The sequence below is a fragment of the Lapillicoccus jejuensis genome (assembly GCF_006715055.1).
In the GTDB taxonomy this organism is placed as follows: domain Bacteria; phylum Actinomycetota; class Actinomycetes; order Actinomycetales; family Dermatophilaceae; genus Lapillicoccus; species Lapillicoccus jejuensis.
On record NZ_VFMN01000001.1, the window covers coordinates 83,312 to 99,865 of the forward strand.

Sequence of the window (16,554 nt, forward strand, 5' to 3'; positions counted from 1 at the left end):
CTGAGGAGGAGCGCATGCGGACCGGACTGGTCGTCGTCACGGGAGTCGATCCCACCGCCATCGACGCCACCCTGGTGGCCTTGGCCTGGGACCTGCCCCGGGCCGTCACGGTGCGGCACCGCATCGACCCCGAGGAGCAGCTGCTCACCCGCGTCGTCAGCGACGCCACCGGCGTGATCGAGCGACAGGTCACGCACCTCGAGCACGCCTGCGTCACCTGCGCGCTGCGCGAGGACGTCCTGCCGACGATCGGTCGGCTCGCCCGTGACCCGCGCTGGGACACCGTCGTGTCGGCGCTGCCCGCCGGCTTCGGCGCGGACCACCTGTGCGCGGTGCTCGGCCGCGACGCGGGCCTGGCCCGGTGGGTCCGGGTGGCCGGCGTCGTCGCCACCCTTGCCGCCGACGACGCCGAGGACGTCCTGCTCGGGAGCGACCTGCTCGCGGAACACGGCTGGCACACCGGTCCGGACGACCGCCGCGGCCTCGGCGAGGTCGCCTGTGCGCAGGTCGAGCTCGCCGACCTCGTCGTCCTGCACGGCCGGCACCGGGCCGCCGCCCGCGACCTCGTCGCCGCCCTCGCCCGCCCGGACACCCTCGTCCTCGCCGGCGTCGACCAGCTCGACGGACCGGCCCTCGCCGCCCGCCGGCACTCCCCGCGCGAGGCGGCCGCCTGGCGCTCACCCGTCGTCGACGCCCCCGTCCCCCCGCTGCGACGCGGCAGCCTGGCCTGGCGCATCGACCTGTCGACGACCCGGCCGTTCCACCCCGACCGGCTCGCCGAGGACGTCGCCCGCCTCGGTGGTGGCCGGCACCGCTCGCGCGGCTGCTTCTGGGTGCCGACGCGCCCCGGCGACGCCCACGAGTGGAGCGGCGCCGGCGGTCAGCTGAGCATCGGTCACCTGCAGCGCTGGGGGGTGCGCCCTCCGCGCACCCGCCTGCTGCTCACGGGGCTCGGCCGCGTCCCCACCAGCCTCGTCGAGGCGTTCGAGGACCTCCTCGTCCGCCCCGAGGACGAGACCGGCCGCGCCCGCCCCTGGGCCGTCGTCGAGGACGGGCTCGAGCCCTGGCTCGGCGACATCCGCGACGTCGCCTGAGGACGGCCACGTCGCTTCGCCGACAGCAGAACGCCGTACGCCGTGCCGTCCCCGCCCCGCTCGTACCGTGGAGCCATGAGCCTGCTCACCGCGCGACGCGTCCCCCGCGAGCCCCTGTGGCGCCACCTCGTCGGTGACGTCCTGCGCCGGGAGCGGCAGCGTCAGGGCCGCACGCTCAGGGAGGTCGCGGACGCGGCGCGGATCTCGGTCCCCTACCTCTCCGAGGTCGAGCGGGGCCTGAAGGAGGCGTCGTCCGAGGTGCTGGCCGCCGCGGCGGCCGCCCTCGGCCTGCGGTTCGCCGACGTCCTCGTCCTCGTCCACGGCGAGCTGCTCGCCGCGGCCGAGCGCCCGGTGGTGCTCACCGCGCTGGCCCCGGCAACGCCGTACGCCGTCGTCGACCACCCGGCCGGCACGTCGGGGACGGTCGTCGCCCTCGCCGCCTGAGCGGCGCCGTACCGAAGCCGTAGCGTCCGCAACCGTGGGGCACCGGTGCCCCACAGCTGCGGACGCAAGGGGTCACGCGAAGGCGGAGTGGCCCGTCAGCGCGCGACCGATGCTCAGCTGGTGCACCTCGGACGTGCCCTCGTAGGTGAGCACCGACTCGAGGTTGGCCGCGTGCCGGATCGGGCTGTACTCCAGCGAGATCCCGTTGCCGCCGAGGATCGTGCGGCACTCGCGCGCGATGGCGATGGCCTCGCGGACGCTGTTGAGCTTGCCCAGGCTGACCTGCTCGGCGCGCAGCTCGCCCTCGTCCTTGAGCCGGCCGAGGTGCAGTGCGAGCAGCAGCCCCTTGCCGAGCTCGAGGGTCATGTCGGCGAGCTTGGCCTGCGTCAGCTGGAAGCTGCTCAGCGGCCGGTCGAAGACGATGCGGTCGGCGGCGTAGGCCAGCGCCGTGTCGAGGCTGTCGCGCGCCGCCCCGAGCGCGCCGAAGACGATCCCGAAGCGCGCCTCGTCGAGGCACGACAGCGGCCCGCGCAGCCCCGCGACCTCCGGCAGCACGGCGGACGACGGCAGCCGCACCGACTCCAGGACGAGCTCGCCGGTCACCGACGCGCGCAGCGACGCCTTGTGGTGCACCTCGTTGGCGGTGAAGCCGGGGGTGTCGGTCGGCACGACGAAGCCGCGGATCTTCTCGTCGGTCTGCGCCCACACGACGGCGACGTCGGCGATGGGGCCGTTGGTGATCCACATCTTCGAGCCGTCGAGGACCCAGTCGTCGCCGTCGCGCTTGGCCCGCGTCCGCATCCCCGCGGGGTTGGAGCCGTGGTCGGCCTCGGTGAGCCCGAAGCAGCCGATCGCCTCCCCCGCGGCCATCCGCGGCAGCCACTCCTCCTTCTGCTCGTCCGAGCCGAACCGGTGGATCGCGAACATCGCCAGCGACCCCTGGACGGAGACGAGCGACCGCAGCCCCGAGTCGCCCGCCTCGAGCTCGAGACAGGCCAGCCCGTACGCCGTCGCCGACGTCCCGGCGCAGCCGTACCCCTCCAGATGCATCCCGAGGACGCCGAGCGAGCCCAGCTCCTTGGCCAGGTCGCGCGCGGGCAGCTGCCCGTCCTCCCACCACCGGCCGATCTCGGGCCGGATCCGGTCGTCGACGAACGCGCGGACCGCGGCCTGCAGGTCGCGCTCCTCCTCGCCGACGAGGGCGTCGGCGCCGAAGAGCTCGAGCGGGGTCTGGGTGCGGGACGACATCGGCCTACCTCGGGTCGCTGGGGGGCGTGACCCCCCGATCGTCCCACCGGCCCACCCCGGCGGCAGCCGCCGGGGTGAGCGGACTCACCGCCGCGTCACGACGAGGTCGGCCAGGCCGTAGTCGACCGCCTCCTGCGCGGTGAAGACCCGGTCGCGGTCCATGTCGGCGCGCAGCCGGTCCACGTCGTGCGGCACGTGCCGGGCGAGGACCTCCTCGACCTGGCCGCGGATCCGCTGCATCTCGGCCGCCTGGAGGGTGAGGTCGGAGACCGTGCCCTGGGTGCCGCCCGACGCCGGCTGCCCGAGCAGCACCCGCGCGTGCTCGAGGACGAACCGGCGCCCCGGGTTCCCCGCCGCGAGCAGCACGGCCGCCGTGGACGCGGCCTGCCCGACGCACCACGTGGAGACCGGCGCGGCGACGAACTGCAGCGTGTCGTAGATCGCCATGAGCGCGGTCGGCGACCCGCCGGGGCTGTTGAGGTAGAGCGAGATCTCCCGGTCGGTCGACTCCGCCTCGAGGTGGAAGAGCTGCGCGATGACGGTGTTGGCCACGTCGTCGTCGATCGGGGTGCCGAGGAAGACGATCCGCTCGGCGAGCAGTCTCGAGAAGACGTCGTACGCCCGCTCGCCCTGCGGGGTGCGCAGGGCGACGGTCGGGATCGTGTACGACGCCATCACAGCCCCGCCCGTCGCTGCATCATCGCCGGGCGCACGTCGGCGAGGGACTCGACGACCCGGTCGACCATGCCGTAGTCGAGGGCCTCCTGGGCGGTGAACCACCGGTCGCGGTCACCGTCGCGGCGGATCGTCTCCGGCGTCTGCCCGGTGTGCTCGGCGATGAGCTCCTCCATCCGCCGCTTGGTGAACTGCAGGTTCTCGGCCTGGATGGCGATGTCGGCGGCGCTGCCGCCGATGCCGGCCGACGGCTGGTGCATCATCACCCGGGCGTTCGGCAGCGCGTAGCGCTTGCCCTTCGCGCCGACGCAGAGCAGGAACTGCCCCATGCTCGCGGCGAACCCCATCGCGAGGGTCGAGACGTCGTTGGGGACGAGCTGCATCGTGTCGTAGATGGCCATGCCGGCGGTCACCGAGCCGCCGGGGCTGTTGATGACGAGCTGGATGTCGGTGCGCGGGTCCTCGGCCGACAGCACGAGCAGCTGCGAGCAGACCCGGTTGGCCGACACCTCGTCGACCTGGCTGCCGAGCAGGATCATCCGCTGGCCGAGCAGCATCGAGGCCAGGTGGTCGTCGAAACGGGTCGGTGCGGTGTCGGGGTCGGTGTCGGTCACGGTCTCTCCTCGAAGGCGGGGCCCGTACGACGCGTCGTCGTACGGCGTCCTGCCACTGTCACCCCGATCCCGTTGCGGCAGAGCCGTTCTTCGCCCGCGGCAGATCTGCCGACAGGAGAACGAGCGCCGCGGGCGCCCACGGACCGGACCTCCGAGCGAAAGTCGCGGACTTTCACTTCTCTTGTGCTCATTGCCTCTGCACTTACGGGGTCTCTACAGTCCCGATCCAACGCCTCCACCGAGGGAGGCCGGCCGCACGACGAGGAGGTCCCGTGGCGTCGCTCAGCGAGTTCGACCGCGAGCAGGCGATCCTCAGCGAGCTCGACGCGAACGGCCGGGTCGAGGTCAGCGACCTCTCGCACCGCTTCGGGGTCTCGACGGTCACCGTGCGCAAGGACCTCGAGGGTCTCGAGCGCCGGGGCATGCTGCGCCGCATCCGGGGCGGGGCGCTCGTCGCCCCCCGCGTCGACGAGGGTGCCTTCGACGTCCGCCACCGGATCGCCGCCGACGCCAAGCGCGCCGTCGCCCGCCAGGCCGCCGCGCTCGTGCGCCCCGGTGACGTCATCGCCGTGGACTCCTCGACGACCTGCTACTACCTCGCCGAGGAGCTCCTGCGGGTGCAGCCGCTCACCGTCATCACCAACGGCCTGCGCACCTCGAGCCTGCTGCTCCAGCAGTCCGAGGCCGCCGTCATCATGCCGGGCGGCGTCCTGCGCCGGGCGAGCGAGTCGATGGTCGGCTTCCTCAGCGACGTCCTCACCGGACGCGGCCGGGTCGACAAGGGCTTCTTCGGTCTCGTCGGGCTCAGCCTGGAGCGCGGCCTGCTCGACCTCACCCCCGAGGAGGCGCACGCGAAAGCCGCTCTGGCGCAAACGTGCCGACAGGTCTACGCCCTCTTCGACAGCAGCAAGATCGAGCGCTTCGGGACCCACTCGTTCGCGACGATCGACCGCGTCACCCGGCTCATCTCCGACGACGGCGTGCCGAAGGAGGTCCACCGCGAGTGGACCCGCGCCGGCGTCGCCTGGGACCTGGTGACCCCGCAGGCCGAGGAGCCCGCCCGCCCGGCCCGGTGGCGCGGGTGAGCGCCCGGACCCACGTCGCCGCCGTCGACCTCGGCGCCGAGAGCGGACGCGTCGCGTCGGTCGCCTTCGACGGCGAGCGGCTCGACCTGCAGGTCGCGCACCGCTTCACCCACCAGCCGCACGAGGTCGACGGCATCGTCCGCTGGGACCTCGACGGGCTGTGGGGCGGGATCCGTCAGGGCCTGGCCCGGCTCGCCGGCGGCGAGCACGACGTCGCCTCGGTCGGCGTGGACGCCTGGGGCGTCGACTACGGCCTGCTCGACGCCGACGGCGAGCTCGTCGACCAGCCCACCTGCTACCGCGACGACCGCCAGCCGCGGGCCCGCGCCGAGGTGCTCGCGGAGGTCGGCGCCGACCGGATCTACTCCGCCACCGGGGTGCAGGTCATCGACATCAACACGATCTTCGCTCTCGTCTCCGACGCCAGGGAGCACCCGCAGCGGCTCGAGCGCGCGGCGACGCTGCTGATGATGCCGGACGTCGTGCACCACCTGCTGTCGGGCTCGCGGGTCACCGAGCACACCGCCGCGTCGACCACCGGGTTCTACGAGACCGGCAGCAGCCGCTGGACGACCGACCTCCTCGACGAGCTGGGCGTGCCGACGCACCTGCTCCCCGAGGTCGTCGCCCCGGGCACGGACGTCGGTGCCCTCCTGCCCGACCTCGCGACCGGCCGGCTGGCGGGGGCCCGCGTCCTCGTCCCGCCGGGCCACGACACCGCCAGCGCCGTCGTCGGCACGCCGCTGCACGACCCGGGCAGCCTCTACATCTCCAGCGGCACCTGGTCGCTCGTCGGGGTCGAGGTCGACGCCCCCGTCGTCTCCGCGGCCACCCGCGCGGCCAACATGACCAACGAGGGCGGGTACGCCGGCACCGTCCGGCTGCTGCGCAACGTCACCGGACTGTGGGTGCTGCAGTCCTGCCGCCGCTGGTGGCAGCGCCAGGGCACCGAGCTGTCCTACCCCGAGCTCGTCGAGCTGGCCGCCGGCGTCCCCGGCCTGCGCGGCATCGTGAACCCCGACGCCCCCGAGTTCCTCGACGGCCGCCGCACCCCGGAGCGCATCGCCGAGTACTGCGAGCGGACCGGCACCCCCGCGCCGCAGGGGATCGCCGAGACGACCCGCGTCGCCCTCGACTCCCTCGCCCTCGCCTACCGGCACGTCGTCGAGGACCTCGCCGTCGTCACCGGGAGCCGCGTCCCCAGCGTCAACGTCGTCGGTGGCGGCTCGAACAACACCCTGCTCTCGCAGCTGACCGCCGACGCCTGCGGGGTCCCGGTCTTCTGCGGCCCCGTCGAGGCGACCGCCCTCGGCAACGCCGCCACCCAGCTCGCCGCGCTCGGCGAGCTCGGCGATCTGCACGACATCCGGCGGGTCGTCGCGGCGACCGAGCCCGTGACGCCGTACGCCCCCCGGGGCGGCGAGGGCTGGGACGCCGCCTACGAGCACTTCACCCGCCTCGTCGCCCGCGACCGCGAGCGGCAGGGGCTGGGCGTCGCCGCCGGCGACTGACCGGCACCACCGCACCACCGCACCACCGCACCACCGCAGCACCGCAGCACGCACCACCGCAGCACGCACCGCCCCATCACTCCGGCACGTACGCCGGCCCACCAAGGAGATTCGCCGATGTCGTCGATGAAGTTCACCACCACCGCGCGGACGGCGGCCCTCGTCGTCGTCGCCGGCGCCCTGGTCCTCAGCGGGTGCACCAAGAAGAACGACACCACCGCCAGCAGCGGCTCCGGTGGTGGCTCCGGCAGCACCGCCGCCGCCGGCGGGTCCGGCGGCGCGAGCGGCATCAAGGTCGCCTTCGTGCCGAAGCTGCAGGGCATCCCCTACTTCGAGGCGATGAACACCGGGGGCCAGGAGGCCGCGAAGGCGCTCGGCTTCACCTGGCTCTACCAGGGCCCGACGACCGCCGACGCCGCCGCGCAGGCCCAGATCGTGCGCTCCTACATCCAGCAGAAGGTCAACACCCTCATCGTCGCGCCGAACGACCCCGACTCGATGGCGCCGGTGCTGCAGCAGGCCCAGGCGGCCGGGATCAAGGTCCTCACCTCCGACACCGACGCGCCGAACTCCGTGCGTCAGGCCTTCGTCTCGCAGGCCACCGCCGAGGGCATCGGCACCGCGCTCGTCGACGACCTGGCCAAGGTCATGGGCGACAAGGGCAAGTACGCCATCGTCTCCTGCGGTGAGACGGCCGAGAACCTCAACAGCTGGATCGCCGTCCAGAAGAAGGTCACCGCGGAGAAGTACCCGAACCTGTCGATCGTCGACATCGTCTACGCGGGCGAGGACCAGAACAAGGCCACCCAGATGGCCACCGACCTCATGAACGCCCACCCCGACCTCACCGGCCTCGTCGGCGAGTGCACCTCGTCCGCGCCGGGCGTCGCCCAGGCCGTCAAGGACGCGGGGAAGATCGGCAAGGTCTTCACCGTCGGCCTCGGCACGCCGAAGTCGATGGCGCCCTACCTGCAGGACGGTTCCTCGTCCGCCTCGGTGCTGTGGAACGTCCAGAACCTCGGCTACCTCACCGGCTGGGCCGGGCTGCAGGCCGCGCAGGGCAAGGAGTTCTCGGCGACCAACAACGTCTCCTCCGACCTGTCCGCCGTCACCTGGGACTCCTCGACCAAGACCCTCCTGCTCGGCCCGCCGCTGACCATCACCAAGGACAACGTCGGCCAGTTCAACTACTGATCGCCAGGCCCTCACGGGCCGGGGAAGGAAGGAGGTCGGCGTGGTGGACGCCCGTCTCGAGCTCAAGGACGTGTCCAAGCGGTACGGCGGCGTGCGCGCCATCCGCCACGCCGACCTCACCGTCGCCCCCGGCACCGTGCACGCGGTCGTCGGGGAGAACGGCGCCGGCAAGTCGACCCTCATCAAGATCGTCTCGGGGGCCGAGTCGGCCGACACCGGCACGATGACCTTCGAGGGTGCGCCGGTCCAGTTCCGCACCACCCAGGACGCGCTGGCCCACGGGATCCAGACCGTCTACCAGGAGCCGCAGCTCTTCGCCGAGCTCACCGTCTCCGAGAACATCTTCGTCGGCCGCGAGGTCGTGCGCGGCGGCCGGGTCGACTGGGCCGCCCAGCACGCCAAGGTCCTCGAGCTGCTCGACCTGCTCGGCCTGCCCGAGCGCTACGCCACCCGCGCCGTCGGCGACCTGTCGATCGCCGAGCAGCAGCAGGTCTCGATCGCCAAGGCCCTGGCCGGCAACGCCAAGGTCCTCATCCTCGACGAGCCGTCGGCGATCCTCACCGACTCCGAGATCGAGGTCCTCTTCGGGGTCGTCCGGCGGCTGCGCGAGTCCGGCGTCAGCGTCATCTACATCTCGCACCGCCTCGACGAGCTGTTCCGCATCTGCGACGAGGTCACGGTCATGCGCGACGGCGAGACCGTCGGCACGTGGCCGATCGGCGAGCTCAATGTCCGCAAGGTCGTCGAGCTCATGGTCGGCGACACCCTCGACGACGAGCACGCCGTCCGACCGCCCGCGACGGGCGAGGCGCGGCTCGTCCTCGAGTCGCTCACGGCCGAGGGCCACTTCCACGACGTCGACGTCCAGGTGCGTCCCGGCGAGATCGTCGGCCTCTACGGCCTCGTCGGCTCGGGCGTCGCGGAGATCGCCGAGACCGTCTACGGCATGCGCCACCCCACCGGCGGCCGCATGGTGCTCGACGGGACGGAGGTCCGGCCCCGGCACCCCCGGGCGGCGCAGCGGCTCGGCATCGCGCTGCTGCCGGCCAACCGCAAGGCGCAGGGGATGTTCTCCTTCCAGCCCATCTCCTTCAACATCTCGGTCTCGCACCTGCCGCTGCTGTCGCGGGCCCGGGTCTGGGTCGACCGTGGGCGGGAGAAGCAGGTGGCCCGCGACATGATCGGGCGGCTCGCCATCAAGACCCCCAGCGAGGCCCAGCCCATCTCCGCCATGTCCGGCGGCAACGCCCAGAAGGTCGTCCTCGCGCGCCAGCTCGTCGAGCGCCCGCAGGTGCTCGTCCTCGCCGAGCCCACCCAGGGCGTCGACGTGGGCGCCAAGGAGGAGATCCACCGGATCATCACCCAGCTCGCCGACGAGGGGACCGCGGTGCTCGTCGCGACCTCGGACCTCAGCGAGGCCCTGCGCCTGTCCGACCGCCTGCTCATCGTCCGCGCCGGGACGACGACCCGCGAGTTCGGTCCCGGCGCCACCCAGGCCGACGTGCTCGCCGCCGCGGCGGGCGCCGACGAGGAGGTCCCGGCATGACCGCCGCCCCCACCACCGACCCCAGCACCGCGCCCGAGGCGCCGCCCACCCGCGCCGTGACCAAGCGCATCCTCCCCTCCCCCGTCACGGGGCAGGAGGGCGTGCTCGTCGCGATCATCCTCGTGCTGTGGGTCGTGCTGTCGTTCACGACCCCCGCCTTCGGGTCGGCCAGCTCGTGGCAGCCGCTGCTCAGCTCGGTCGCCCCCATCGCCCTCATGGGCGTCGGCATGACGATGATCATCATCACGGCCGGCATCGACGTCTCCGTCGGCGGCGCCCTCATGGTGACCGCCGTGACGACGGCCAAGCTGCTCGTCGACCAGGGGGTGAGCCTCGTCGTCGCCGTGCTCGTCGCCGCCGCGCTCGGGCTCGTCCTCGGCCTCGTCAACGGCCTGCTCATCGCCTACGGGCGGGTCCAGGCCATCATCATCACCTTCGGGACGGCGAACATCTTCCAGTTCCTGGGACGCCAGATCTTCGACAACCAGACGGTCAACGGCATCCCGGGCACGTTGGAGTTCTTCGGCCGCGGGGAGACCGGCCGCACCCTCGGTGTCCCGCACAGCTTCGTCCTCACCCTGCTCGTCGCCGCGGCGGCGTGGTTCTGGCTGCGGCACAGCCGACCCGGCCGGCACCTCTACGCGATCGGCGGCGACCCGGTCGCCGCCCGCCTGGCCGGGATCCGCGTGCAGCGCCTGGTCCTCATGACCTACGCCGTCACCGGCCTGCTCGTCGGCGTCGCCGCGGTCTTCACCGTCGCGTCCGGCACCTCGACCCTGGACCAGTCGGTCGGCTCCGGCCGCGAGCTCGCCGTCATCGCCGCCGTCGTCATCGGCGGCACGTCGATCACCGGCGGCCGCGGCTCCGTCCTCGGCACCGTCCTCGGCGCGCTGCTCGTGCAGATCGTCGCGTCGGGCACCACCCAGCTGGGCTGGCCCAGCCAGCTGAGCGACTTCTTCGTCGGCGTCGCGATCGCCATCGCCGTCGGCTCCGACCTCATCCGCCAGCGCGCGAGGGAGCAGCGATGACCCAGACCGCCACCACCCCGCGGCCGCCCGCCGGATCCCCCGCCGACCGCCCCGCGGAGCACGGCCCCAGCCTCGCGCAGCGCGCCCTGCGCGCGCTGCTCACCGAGCGGATCGTCCTGCTCGCCGTCCTCATCGTCGTCGTCGTCGTGTGGATGACCGCCCTCGACGCCGGTGGCTACCTCACCGGTGCCTACGACCCCGACTACCTGGCCGGGTCCCTCGTCGACGCCGTCCCGCTCGCGATGCTCGCGCTCGCCGAGCTGCTCGTCATCGTCTCCGGCCGCGGCGGCATCGACCTGTCCATCGGCGCGGTCGTGTCCTTGACCGGCATGGTCTTCGGCATCGCCTACGGCCAGTGGCACTGGGCCCTGCTGCCCTCGGTGCTGCTCTGCGTCGCGACCGGCGCCGTCCTCGGCGCCGTCAACGGCGTCATGGTCGCCTACCTGCGCTTCCCCGCCCTCATCGCGACGCTGGCCAGCTACTACGCCTGGAAGTCCATCGCCCTCGTCGTCACGAACGCCTCGCCGGTCTCCGACCCCAAGCTCGCCGAGCTCTACTCCATCACCCGGTCGGTGTCGCTGCCGGTGATCGGCGGCGTCATCCCCGACTTCCCCCTCGGCCTGTTCACCTTCCTCGTCCCGACGGTGGTCGTCGTGTGGCTGCTCATCGCGAGGACGACGTACGGGCGGCGGCTCTTCGCGATCGGCACCAACGACGTCGCCGGCGAGTGGTCGGGTCTCGACGTGCGCCGTACCCGCTTCCTCGCCTACGTCCTCGCCGGCGTCGTCGCCGGTCTCGTCGCGGTCTACATCAGCGGCGAGTTCGCCTCCGCCCGCCCCGACGCCGGCACGAGCGGCAACGGCCTCGCCCTGCCCGCCATCACCGTCGCCGTGCTCGGCGGCGTCGCGATCTCCGGCGGCATCGGCCGCGTCGCGGGCGTCGTCCTCGCCACCTTGCTCATCACCTGGCTCAACGCCGGGATCCTGCTCGCCTTCGAGGGCAACGACGGCACCCAGTTCCAGCTGCTCGCCCTCGGCGCCGTGCTCGTCTTCTCCGCCCTGCTCAACGGGCTCACCACCCGCCGCTTCACCGGGAGCCGATGATGCCGACCACCTGGGACCCTGCGCACGTCGGGGACGACCTCGTCGCCCTCACCCGGCTGCTCGGGGAGCCGCACCGCGACCTCGCCGTCCTCGCCGAGGGCAACACCTCCGAGCTGCTCGAGGACGGCCGGCTCGTCGTCAAGGCGTCCGGCGCCGGGCTGGCGTCGGTCACCGCGGACGACTTCGTCGTCGTCGACGTCGGCGAGGTCATGGCCGTCGTCGAGGACCCGGCCGCGACGCAGGCCGACCTCACCGCCGTCCTCGTCGCTGCGGGGACCGAGCGCAGCGACGGCGGTGGACCACGCCGCGGCTCCATCGAGACGGTCGTCCACGCCGCCGTCCACGCGGTGTCGCCGGACTCACGAGCGACCGCCCGCTTCATCGGTCACACCCACCCCACCGACGTCGTGGGCCTGCTCGCGAGCACGGTCGCGGAGGAGGCGTGGGCGCACCTGGTCTACTCCGACGAGGCCGTCGTCGTCGGCCGCCCGCTCTTCGTCCCCTACGCCACCCCCGGCATCGACCTCGGCCGGGTCTACGTCGAGCGCCTGAGGGCGTACGTCGACGCGCACGGCGCCCTCCCGCAGCTCGTCCTGCTCGCCAACCACGGGATCGTCGCGCTCGCCCCGACGCCGGACGGTGTCGAGGCCGTCTCGACGATGGCGGTCAAGGGCGCCCGGGTCCGCGCGACGGCGTACAGCGTCGGTGGCGTCGCGCCGCTCTCCGACGCGGCGGTCGAGAAGTTCTTCGCCCGCGACGACGTCGCCGAGCGGCGGCTCAACCTCACCCGGGGGCGCTGACCCGTGCCGCTGCCCGAACGCGTCGACGCGGTGTTCTGCGACGTCGGCGGACCGGTCTACACCGACGACAACTTCACCGCCGCGGTGCTGCTCGCGCTCGACGAGATCCGCGTCGAGCAGGGCGGGCCGCCGGTCGACCGCGCCCAGTTCTCCCGCCTGTACGACGAGATGCGCGCCGCCCAGAGCGGCGGGTTCCGCCGGACCCTGGCCCGAGAGCTGCTCGGCGACGAGTCGCTGCGCGGCGAGCTGCACGAGCGGACGGCCGCGCACTGGCGGCACCCGGCGGGGACGGCGTACGACGACGCCCTCGCGCTGTTCCGTGCCCTGCACGGCCACGTCGTCGTCGGTGTGCTCGCCAACCAGGAGGCCGCGACCGTCGACGCGCTGCGCCGCGACGGCTTCGGCGACGTCCTCGACGTCTGGGGCATCAGCGCGCTCGTCGGCCACGAGAAGCCGAGCCGCGAGCTGTTCGAGTGGGCGCTGGCCGAGGCCGGGACGACGGCGGAGCACGCCGTGCACATCGGCAACCGCCTGGACACCGACGTGCGTCCGGCGCGCGCCCTCGGCCTCGGCACGGTGTGGGTGACCCGCGGCGAGGCCCCCGCGCACCCGACGCCGGAGCAGGTCGCCGAGGCCGACGTCACCGTCCCCGACCTCACCACCCTCGCCCCGGTCCTCCTCGCCCGCACGGGAGGCTCCCGTGCCGGCTGACGGCGTCGCCCTCGGCGTCGACCTCGCCACCGCCACCGCGCGGTGCGTCGCCGTCGACCTGCGCGACGGCCGCGTCCTCGCGTCGGCGACGTCCGCGCTCGCCACCCCACGGCGGGGGCCCGGCGGCGCGAGCCGCCAGGAGGCGACGTACGCCGTCGTCGTCACCGACCTGCTCGCCCGCGTCGTCCACGAGCTCGGCCCCGCCGCCGCGGGCGTCGACGCCGTCTGCGCGACCGGCACCTCCGGCACCGTCGTCGCCGTGGACGGCGCCGGGCGGCCGCTCGGCGACGCGCTCCTGTACGACGATCTGTCCGGCGCCGACCTCGCGGCGCGGCACGGGCTGCCCACCGGGTCCATGCTCGCCCGGATGGCGGTGGCCCTGCGCGAGCACCCCGACGCCGCCCGGGTCGTCACCGCCGTCGACACGGTGACGGCCGCGCTCGTCGGCCGAGCGGTGGCGAGCGACACCTCGCACCTGCTCAAGGCCGGGCTCGACCCGGTGACCCGCGCGTGGCCGAGCGCGCTCGGGGCGCTGGGGCTCGAGCGACGGGTCCCCGACGTCGTCGCCCCCGCGACCGTGCTCGGCGAGGTCTCGCCCGACGTGGCCCGCCGGGTCGGCCTGCGCGACGGCGTCGTCGTCGTGAGCGGGATGACCGACGGGTGCACCGGTCAGCTCTCGTCCGGCGCCGTCGGGCTCGGCGACTCGGTCGGCGTCCTCGGGACCACCCTCGTCCTCAAGGCCGTCACCGACCAGCGCGTCGACACGCCCGACGGGACCGTCTACAGCCACCACTCCCCCGACCGCACGTGGTGGCCGGGCGGCGCGTCCAACGTCGGCGGCGGCCTGCTCGCGGGTCGCCGCGGGGACGAGCTGGCCCGGCTCGACGAGGCGGCCGCGGCGCGCGGGCCGGCCGGCGTCGTGTGCTACCCGCTGCCCCGCACCGGGGAACGCTTCCCGGTCGCCGACCCGTCGTTCGCCGCCCGCTGGAGCGGCGAGCCCCGCGACGAGGTCGAGGCGCACCGAGCGCTGCTCGAGGGCGTCGCCTTCGTCGAGCGGCTCGGGCTGGAGACGCTCGCCCGCCTCGGCGCGCCGACCCGGCACCACGTGCTGGCCGGGGGCGGCAGCCGCAGCGACGCGTGGAACCGGGTCCGCGCCGGCGTGCTCGCCCCCGTGCTCGCCGGTGGCCCCGTCACCGTCGCACCCCGGGCGAGCAGCGCCGTCGGGGCCACCCTCCTCGCCGCGCTCGCCCTCGACCCGGCGACCGACCTGCCCGCCGTCGCGACGCGGCTGCTGCCGCCCGGTCACCGCGTCGAGCCCGCCGACTGGGAGACCGACGTCCTCGCGGCGTCGTACGACCGCTTCCTGGGACTGCTTCCCGACATTCACGACCCACGACCCCACCCCGCCGAAGGGACCGCCCGCCATGGCTGACCAGACCACGACCACCTCCCCCGCCGACGAGCTGCCGCAGGGGGTCCGCGACCTGCTCGCCCGCAGCAACCGGCTCGGGTCCGACCCCGCCGTGACCAACTACGGCGGCGGCAACACCTCGGCCAAGGTCACCGTGACCAACCCGGCCAGCGGCGACCCCGTCGAGCTGCTCTACGTCAAGGGCTCCGGCGGCGACCTCGGCACGCTCAAGGCCGGTGGCCTCGCGGTCCTCGAGCGGGACCGGCTCGTGGCCCTGGACCGCGTCTACCGGGGCGTCGAGCACGAGGACGAGATGGTCGGGCTGTTCTCGTTCTGCTCGTTCGGCCCCGGCGGGGCGGCGCCCTCCATCGACACCCCCATGCACGGCCTCGTCGACCACGACCACGTCGACCACCTGCACCCCGACTCGGTCATCGCCCTCGCGTGCGCCGCTGACGGCGAGAAGCTCGTCGAGGAGATCTGGGGCGGGGCCGTCGCGTGGGTCCCGTGGAAGCGACCCGGGTGGGAGCTGGGCAAGGCGATGCGCGAGCTGTCCGCGCGAGAGGGCGTCATCGGCGCTGTGCTCGGCGGGCACGGCCTCACCGCGTGGGGGGCGACGAGCGACGAGGTCGAGCAGCGCTCGCTGCGGATCATCCGCGAGGCGCAGGCCTACCTCGACGAGCGCTCGCTCGCCGAGCCGTTCGGTACGCTCGACCCGGCCCGGGCCCCGCTCGAGGCGTCGGCCCGCCGCGAGCGGGCGGCCGCGCTCTTCCCGCACCTGCGTGGCGTCGCCGCCCGCGACTCGGCCGCCGTCGGCCACTTCACCGACAGCGAGGTCGTCCTGGACTTCCTCGCTCGTGAGAAGTGCCACGACCTGGTCCACCTCGGCACGAGCTGCCCGGACCACTTCCTGCGCACCAAGGTGCGCCCGCTGCTGCTCGACACCGCGCCGGACGCCCCGGTCGAGCAGGTCGTCGCCCGCCTCGCCGAGCTGGAGACGGAGTACCGCGAGGAGTACCGCGCCTACTACGAGCGGCACGCCACGCCCGACTCCCCCGCCATGCGGGGCGCCGCCCCAGCCATCGTCCTCGTGCCCGGGGTCGGCATGTTCTCCTTCGGCGGGGACAAGCAGACCGCGCGCGTCGCCGGCGAGTTCTACGTCAACGCCATCAACGTCATGCGCGGCGCCGAGGGCGTGTCGACCTACGCGCCGGTGCCCGAGGCGGAGAAGTTCGCCGTCGAGTACTGGATCCTCGAGGAGCTCAAGCTGCAGCGTCGGCCGAAGCCCAAGGCGCACGCCGGCCGGGTCGCCCTCGTCACCGGTGGGGCGTCCGGGATCGGGCTGGCCACCGCCCGCGCGCTCGTCGACGACGGGGCGACCGTCGTCGTCGCCGACCTGTCGGCCGACGCCGCCACCGGCGTCGCCGCCGAGCTGGGCGGGCCGGACAAGGCGGCCGGGGTGGCGATGGACGTCAGCTCGCCCGCCGCGGTGGCGGCCGCGATGGTCGAGGCGGTCATCGCCTTCGGCGGCATCGACCTCGTCGTCAACAACGCCGGGATCACCCGCGCGGGATCGCTCGGCGACACGACGTACGAGGACTGGGACCTGCAGTACGCGATCATGCCGCGCGGGTCGTTCGTCGTGGCCAAGGCGGTGGAGCCGGTGCTGCGGGCGCAGGGCCTGGGCGGCGACATCGTCAACATCTGCAGCAAGAACGCCGTCTTCGCGGGTCCGAACAACATCGCCTACTCCTCGGCCAAGGCCGCGCAGGCGCACATGGTGCGGCTGCTCGCCGCCGAGCTCGGCGACCTCGGCGTGCGCGTCAACGGGATCAACCCCGACGGGGTCGTGCGCGGGTCCGGCATCTTCTCCGGCGGCTGGGGCGCGTCCCGAGCCAAGACGTACGGCGTCGCCGAGGAGGACCTCGGCAAGTACTACGCCCAGCGGACCGTGCTCAAGGAGGAGGTGCTCCCCGAGCACTGCGCCATGGCGGTCGTCGCCCTCACCGGAGGGCAGCTCCCGGTCACCACCGGGCTCATCGTGCCGGTGGACTCCGGTGTCCCGCAGGCCTTCCTCCGCTGACGACCAC

The 16,554-nt window shown here is 73.8% G+C and carries 15 protein-coding genes; 12 read left to right on the forward strand and 3 right to left on the reverse strand.

Annotated elements, in window-relative coordinates; translation table 11 throughout:
- Positions 1 to 14: 14 nt before the first annotated feature.
- Both FB458_RS00355 and FB458_RS00360 read left to right on the forward strand, forming a co-directional pair.
- Positions 15 to 1,094 (forward strand): GTP-binding protein, encoded by a 1,080-nt coding sequence (locus tag FB458_RS00355; RefSeq protein WP_141845780.1) that lies wholly within the window; start codon positions 15 to 17, stop codon positions 1,092 to 1,094.
- Positions 1,095 to 1,169: 75 nt separating this feature from the next.
- Positions 1,170 to 1,538: a helix-turn-helix domain-containing protein gene (locus tag FB458_RS00360; RefSeq protein WP_141845781.1), complete on the forward strand. Its 369-nt coding sequence runs from the start codon at positions 1,170 to 1,172 to the stop codon at positions 1,536 to 1,538.
- A gap of 72 nt (positions 1,539 to 1,610) precedes the next feature.
- Here the strand turns inward: FB458_RS00360 and FB458_RS00365 are convergent, their stop codons facing one another.
- From FB458_RS00365 to FB458_RS00375, 3 genes are all read right to left on the reverse strand, one after another.
- Complete coding sequence (locus FB458_RS00365) at positions 1,611 to 2,786, reverse strand: acyl-CoA dehydrogenase family protein (protein ID WP_141845783.1); 1,176 nt, start codon at positions 2,784 to 2,786, stop codon at positions 1,611 to 1,613.
- A gap of 84 nt (positions 2,787 to 2,870) precedes the next feature.
- A complete protein-coding gene (locus FB458_RS00370; protein ID WP_141845784.1) occupies positions 2,871 to 3,461 on the reverse strand; it encodes a ClpP family protease in 591 nt (196 codons plus the stop codon).
- Positions 3,461 to 4,075 carry a ClpP family protease gene (locus tag FB458_RS00375; RefSeq protein ID WP_281286069.1) on the reverse strand — a complete coding sequence of 205 codons (615 nt, stop codon included), beginning with the start codon at positions 4,073 to 4,075 and terminating at the stop codon, positions 3,461 to 3,463. Before FB458_RS00375 ends, FB458_RS00370 begins: the two co-directional genes overlap by 1 nt.
- A 272-nt stretch (positions 4,076 to 4,347) precedes the next feature.
- Here FB458_RS00375 and FB458_RS00380 point away from each other — a divergent pair, with 272 nt between their 5' ends.
- From FB458_RS00380 to rhaD, 10 genes are all read left to right on the forward strand, one after another.
- Positions 4,348 to 5,160 (forward strand): DeoR/GlpR family DNA-binding transcription regulator, encoded by an 813-nt coding sequence (locus FB458_RS00380; RefSeq protein WP_170185515.1) that lies wholly within the window; start codon positions 4,348 to 4,350, stop codon positions 5,158 to 5,160.
- Positions 5,157 to 6,671 (forward strand): rhamnulokinase, encoded by a 1,515-nt coding sequence (locus tag FB458_RS00385; RefSeq protein WP_170185516.1) that lies wholly within the window; start codon positions 5,157 to 5,159, stop codon positions 6,669 to 6,671. Before FB458_RS00380 ends, FB458_RS00385 begins: the two co-directional genes overlap by 4 nt.
- 117 nt (positions 6,672 to 6,788) lie before the next feature.
- Positions 6,789 to 7,865, forward strand: coding sequence for an autoinducer 2 ABC transporter substrate-binding protein (locus FB458_RS00390; protein ID WP_211355881.1), 1,077 nt, complete (start codon positions 6,789 to 6,791; stop codon positions 7,863 to 7,865).
- Between the two features lie 40 nt (positions 7,866 to 7,905).
- Positions 7,906 to 9,411, forward strand: coding sequence for a sugar ABC transporter ATP-binding protein (locus FB458_RS00395; protein ID WP_141845788.1), 1,506 nt, complete (start codon positions 7,906 to 7,908; stop codon positions 9,409 to 9,411).
- Positions 9,408 to 10,439, forward strand: a complete 1,032-nt coding sequence (locus FB458_RS00400; RefSeq protein ID WP_141845790.1) for an ABC transporter permease — start codon at positions 9,408 to 9,410, stop codon at positions 10,437 to 10,439. The genes FB458_RS00395 and FB458_RS00400 overlap by 4 nt, the downstream gene beginning before the upstream one ends.
- The gene (locus FB458_RS00405; RefSeq protein WP_141845791.1) at positions 10,436 to 11,542 is read left to right on the forward strand and encodes an ABC transporter permease; all 1,107 of its coding nucleotides are present in this window, start codon (positions 10,436 to 10,438) and stop codon (positions 11,540 to 11,542) included. Before FB458_RS00400 ends, FB458_RS00405 begins: the two co-directional genes overlap by 4 nt.
- Entirely contained in the window at positions 11,542 to 12,342 is an 801-nt protein-coding gene (locus tag FB458_RS00410; protein WP_141850229.1) for a class II aldolase/adducin family protein, read from the forward strand. Before FB458_RS00405 ends, FB458_RS00410 begins: the two co-directional genes overlap by 1 nt.
- 3 nt (positions 12,343 to 12,345) lie before the next feature.
- Positions 12,346 to 13,053 (forward strand): HAD family hydrolase, encoded by a 708-nt coding sequence (locus tag FB458_RS00415; RefSeq protein WP_141845793.1) that lies wholly within the window; start codon positions 12,346 to 12,348, stop codon positions 13,051 to 13,053.
- Complete coding sequence (locus tag FB458_RS00420) at positions 13,043 to 14,485, forward strand: FGGY-family carbohydrate kinase (RefSeq protein ID WP_141845795.1); 1,443 nt, start codon at positions 13,043 to 13,045, stop codon at positions 14,483 to 14,485. The genes FB458_RS00415 and FB458_RS00420 overlap by 11 nt, the downstream gene beginning before the upstream one ends.
- Positions 14,478 to 16,547: a bifunctional rhamnulose-1-phosphate aldolase/short-chain dehydrogenase gene (gene rhaD / locus FB458_RS00425; RefSeq protein ID WP_141845797.1), complete on the forward strand. Its 2,070-nt coding sequence runs from the start codon at positions 14,478 to 14,480 to the stop codon at positions 16,545 to 16,547. The genes FB458_RS00420 and rhaD overlap by 8 nt, the downstream gene beginning before the upstream one ends.
- Positions 16,548 to 16,554: the final 7 nt, after the last annotated feature.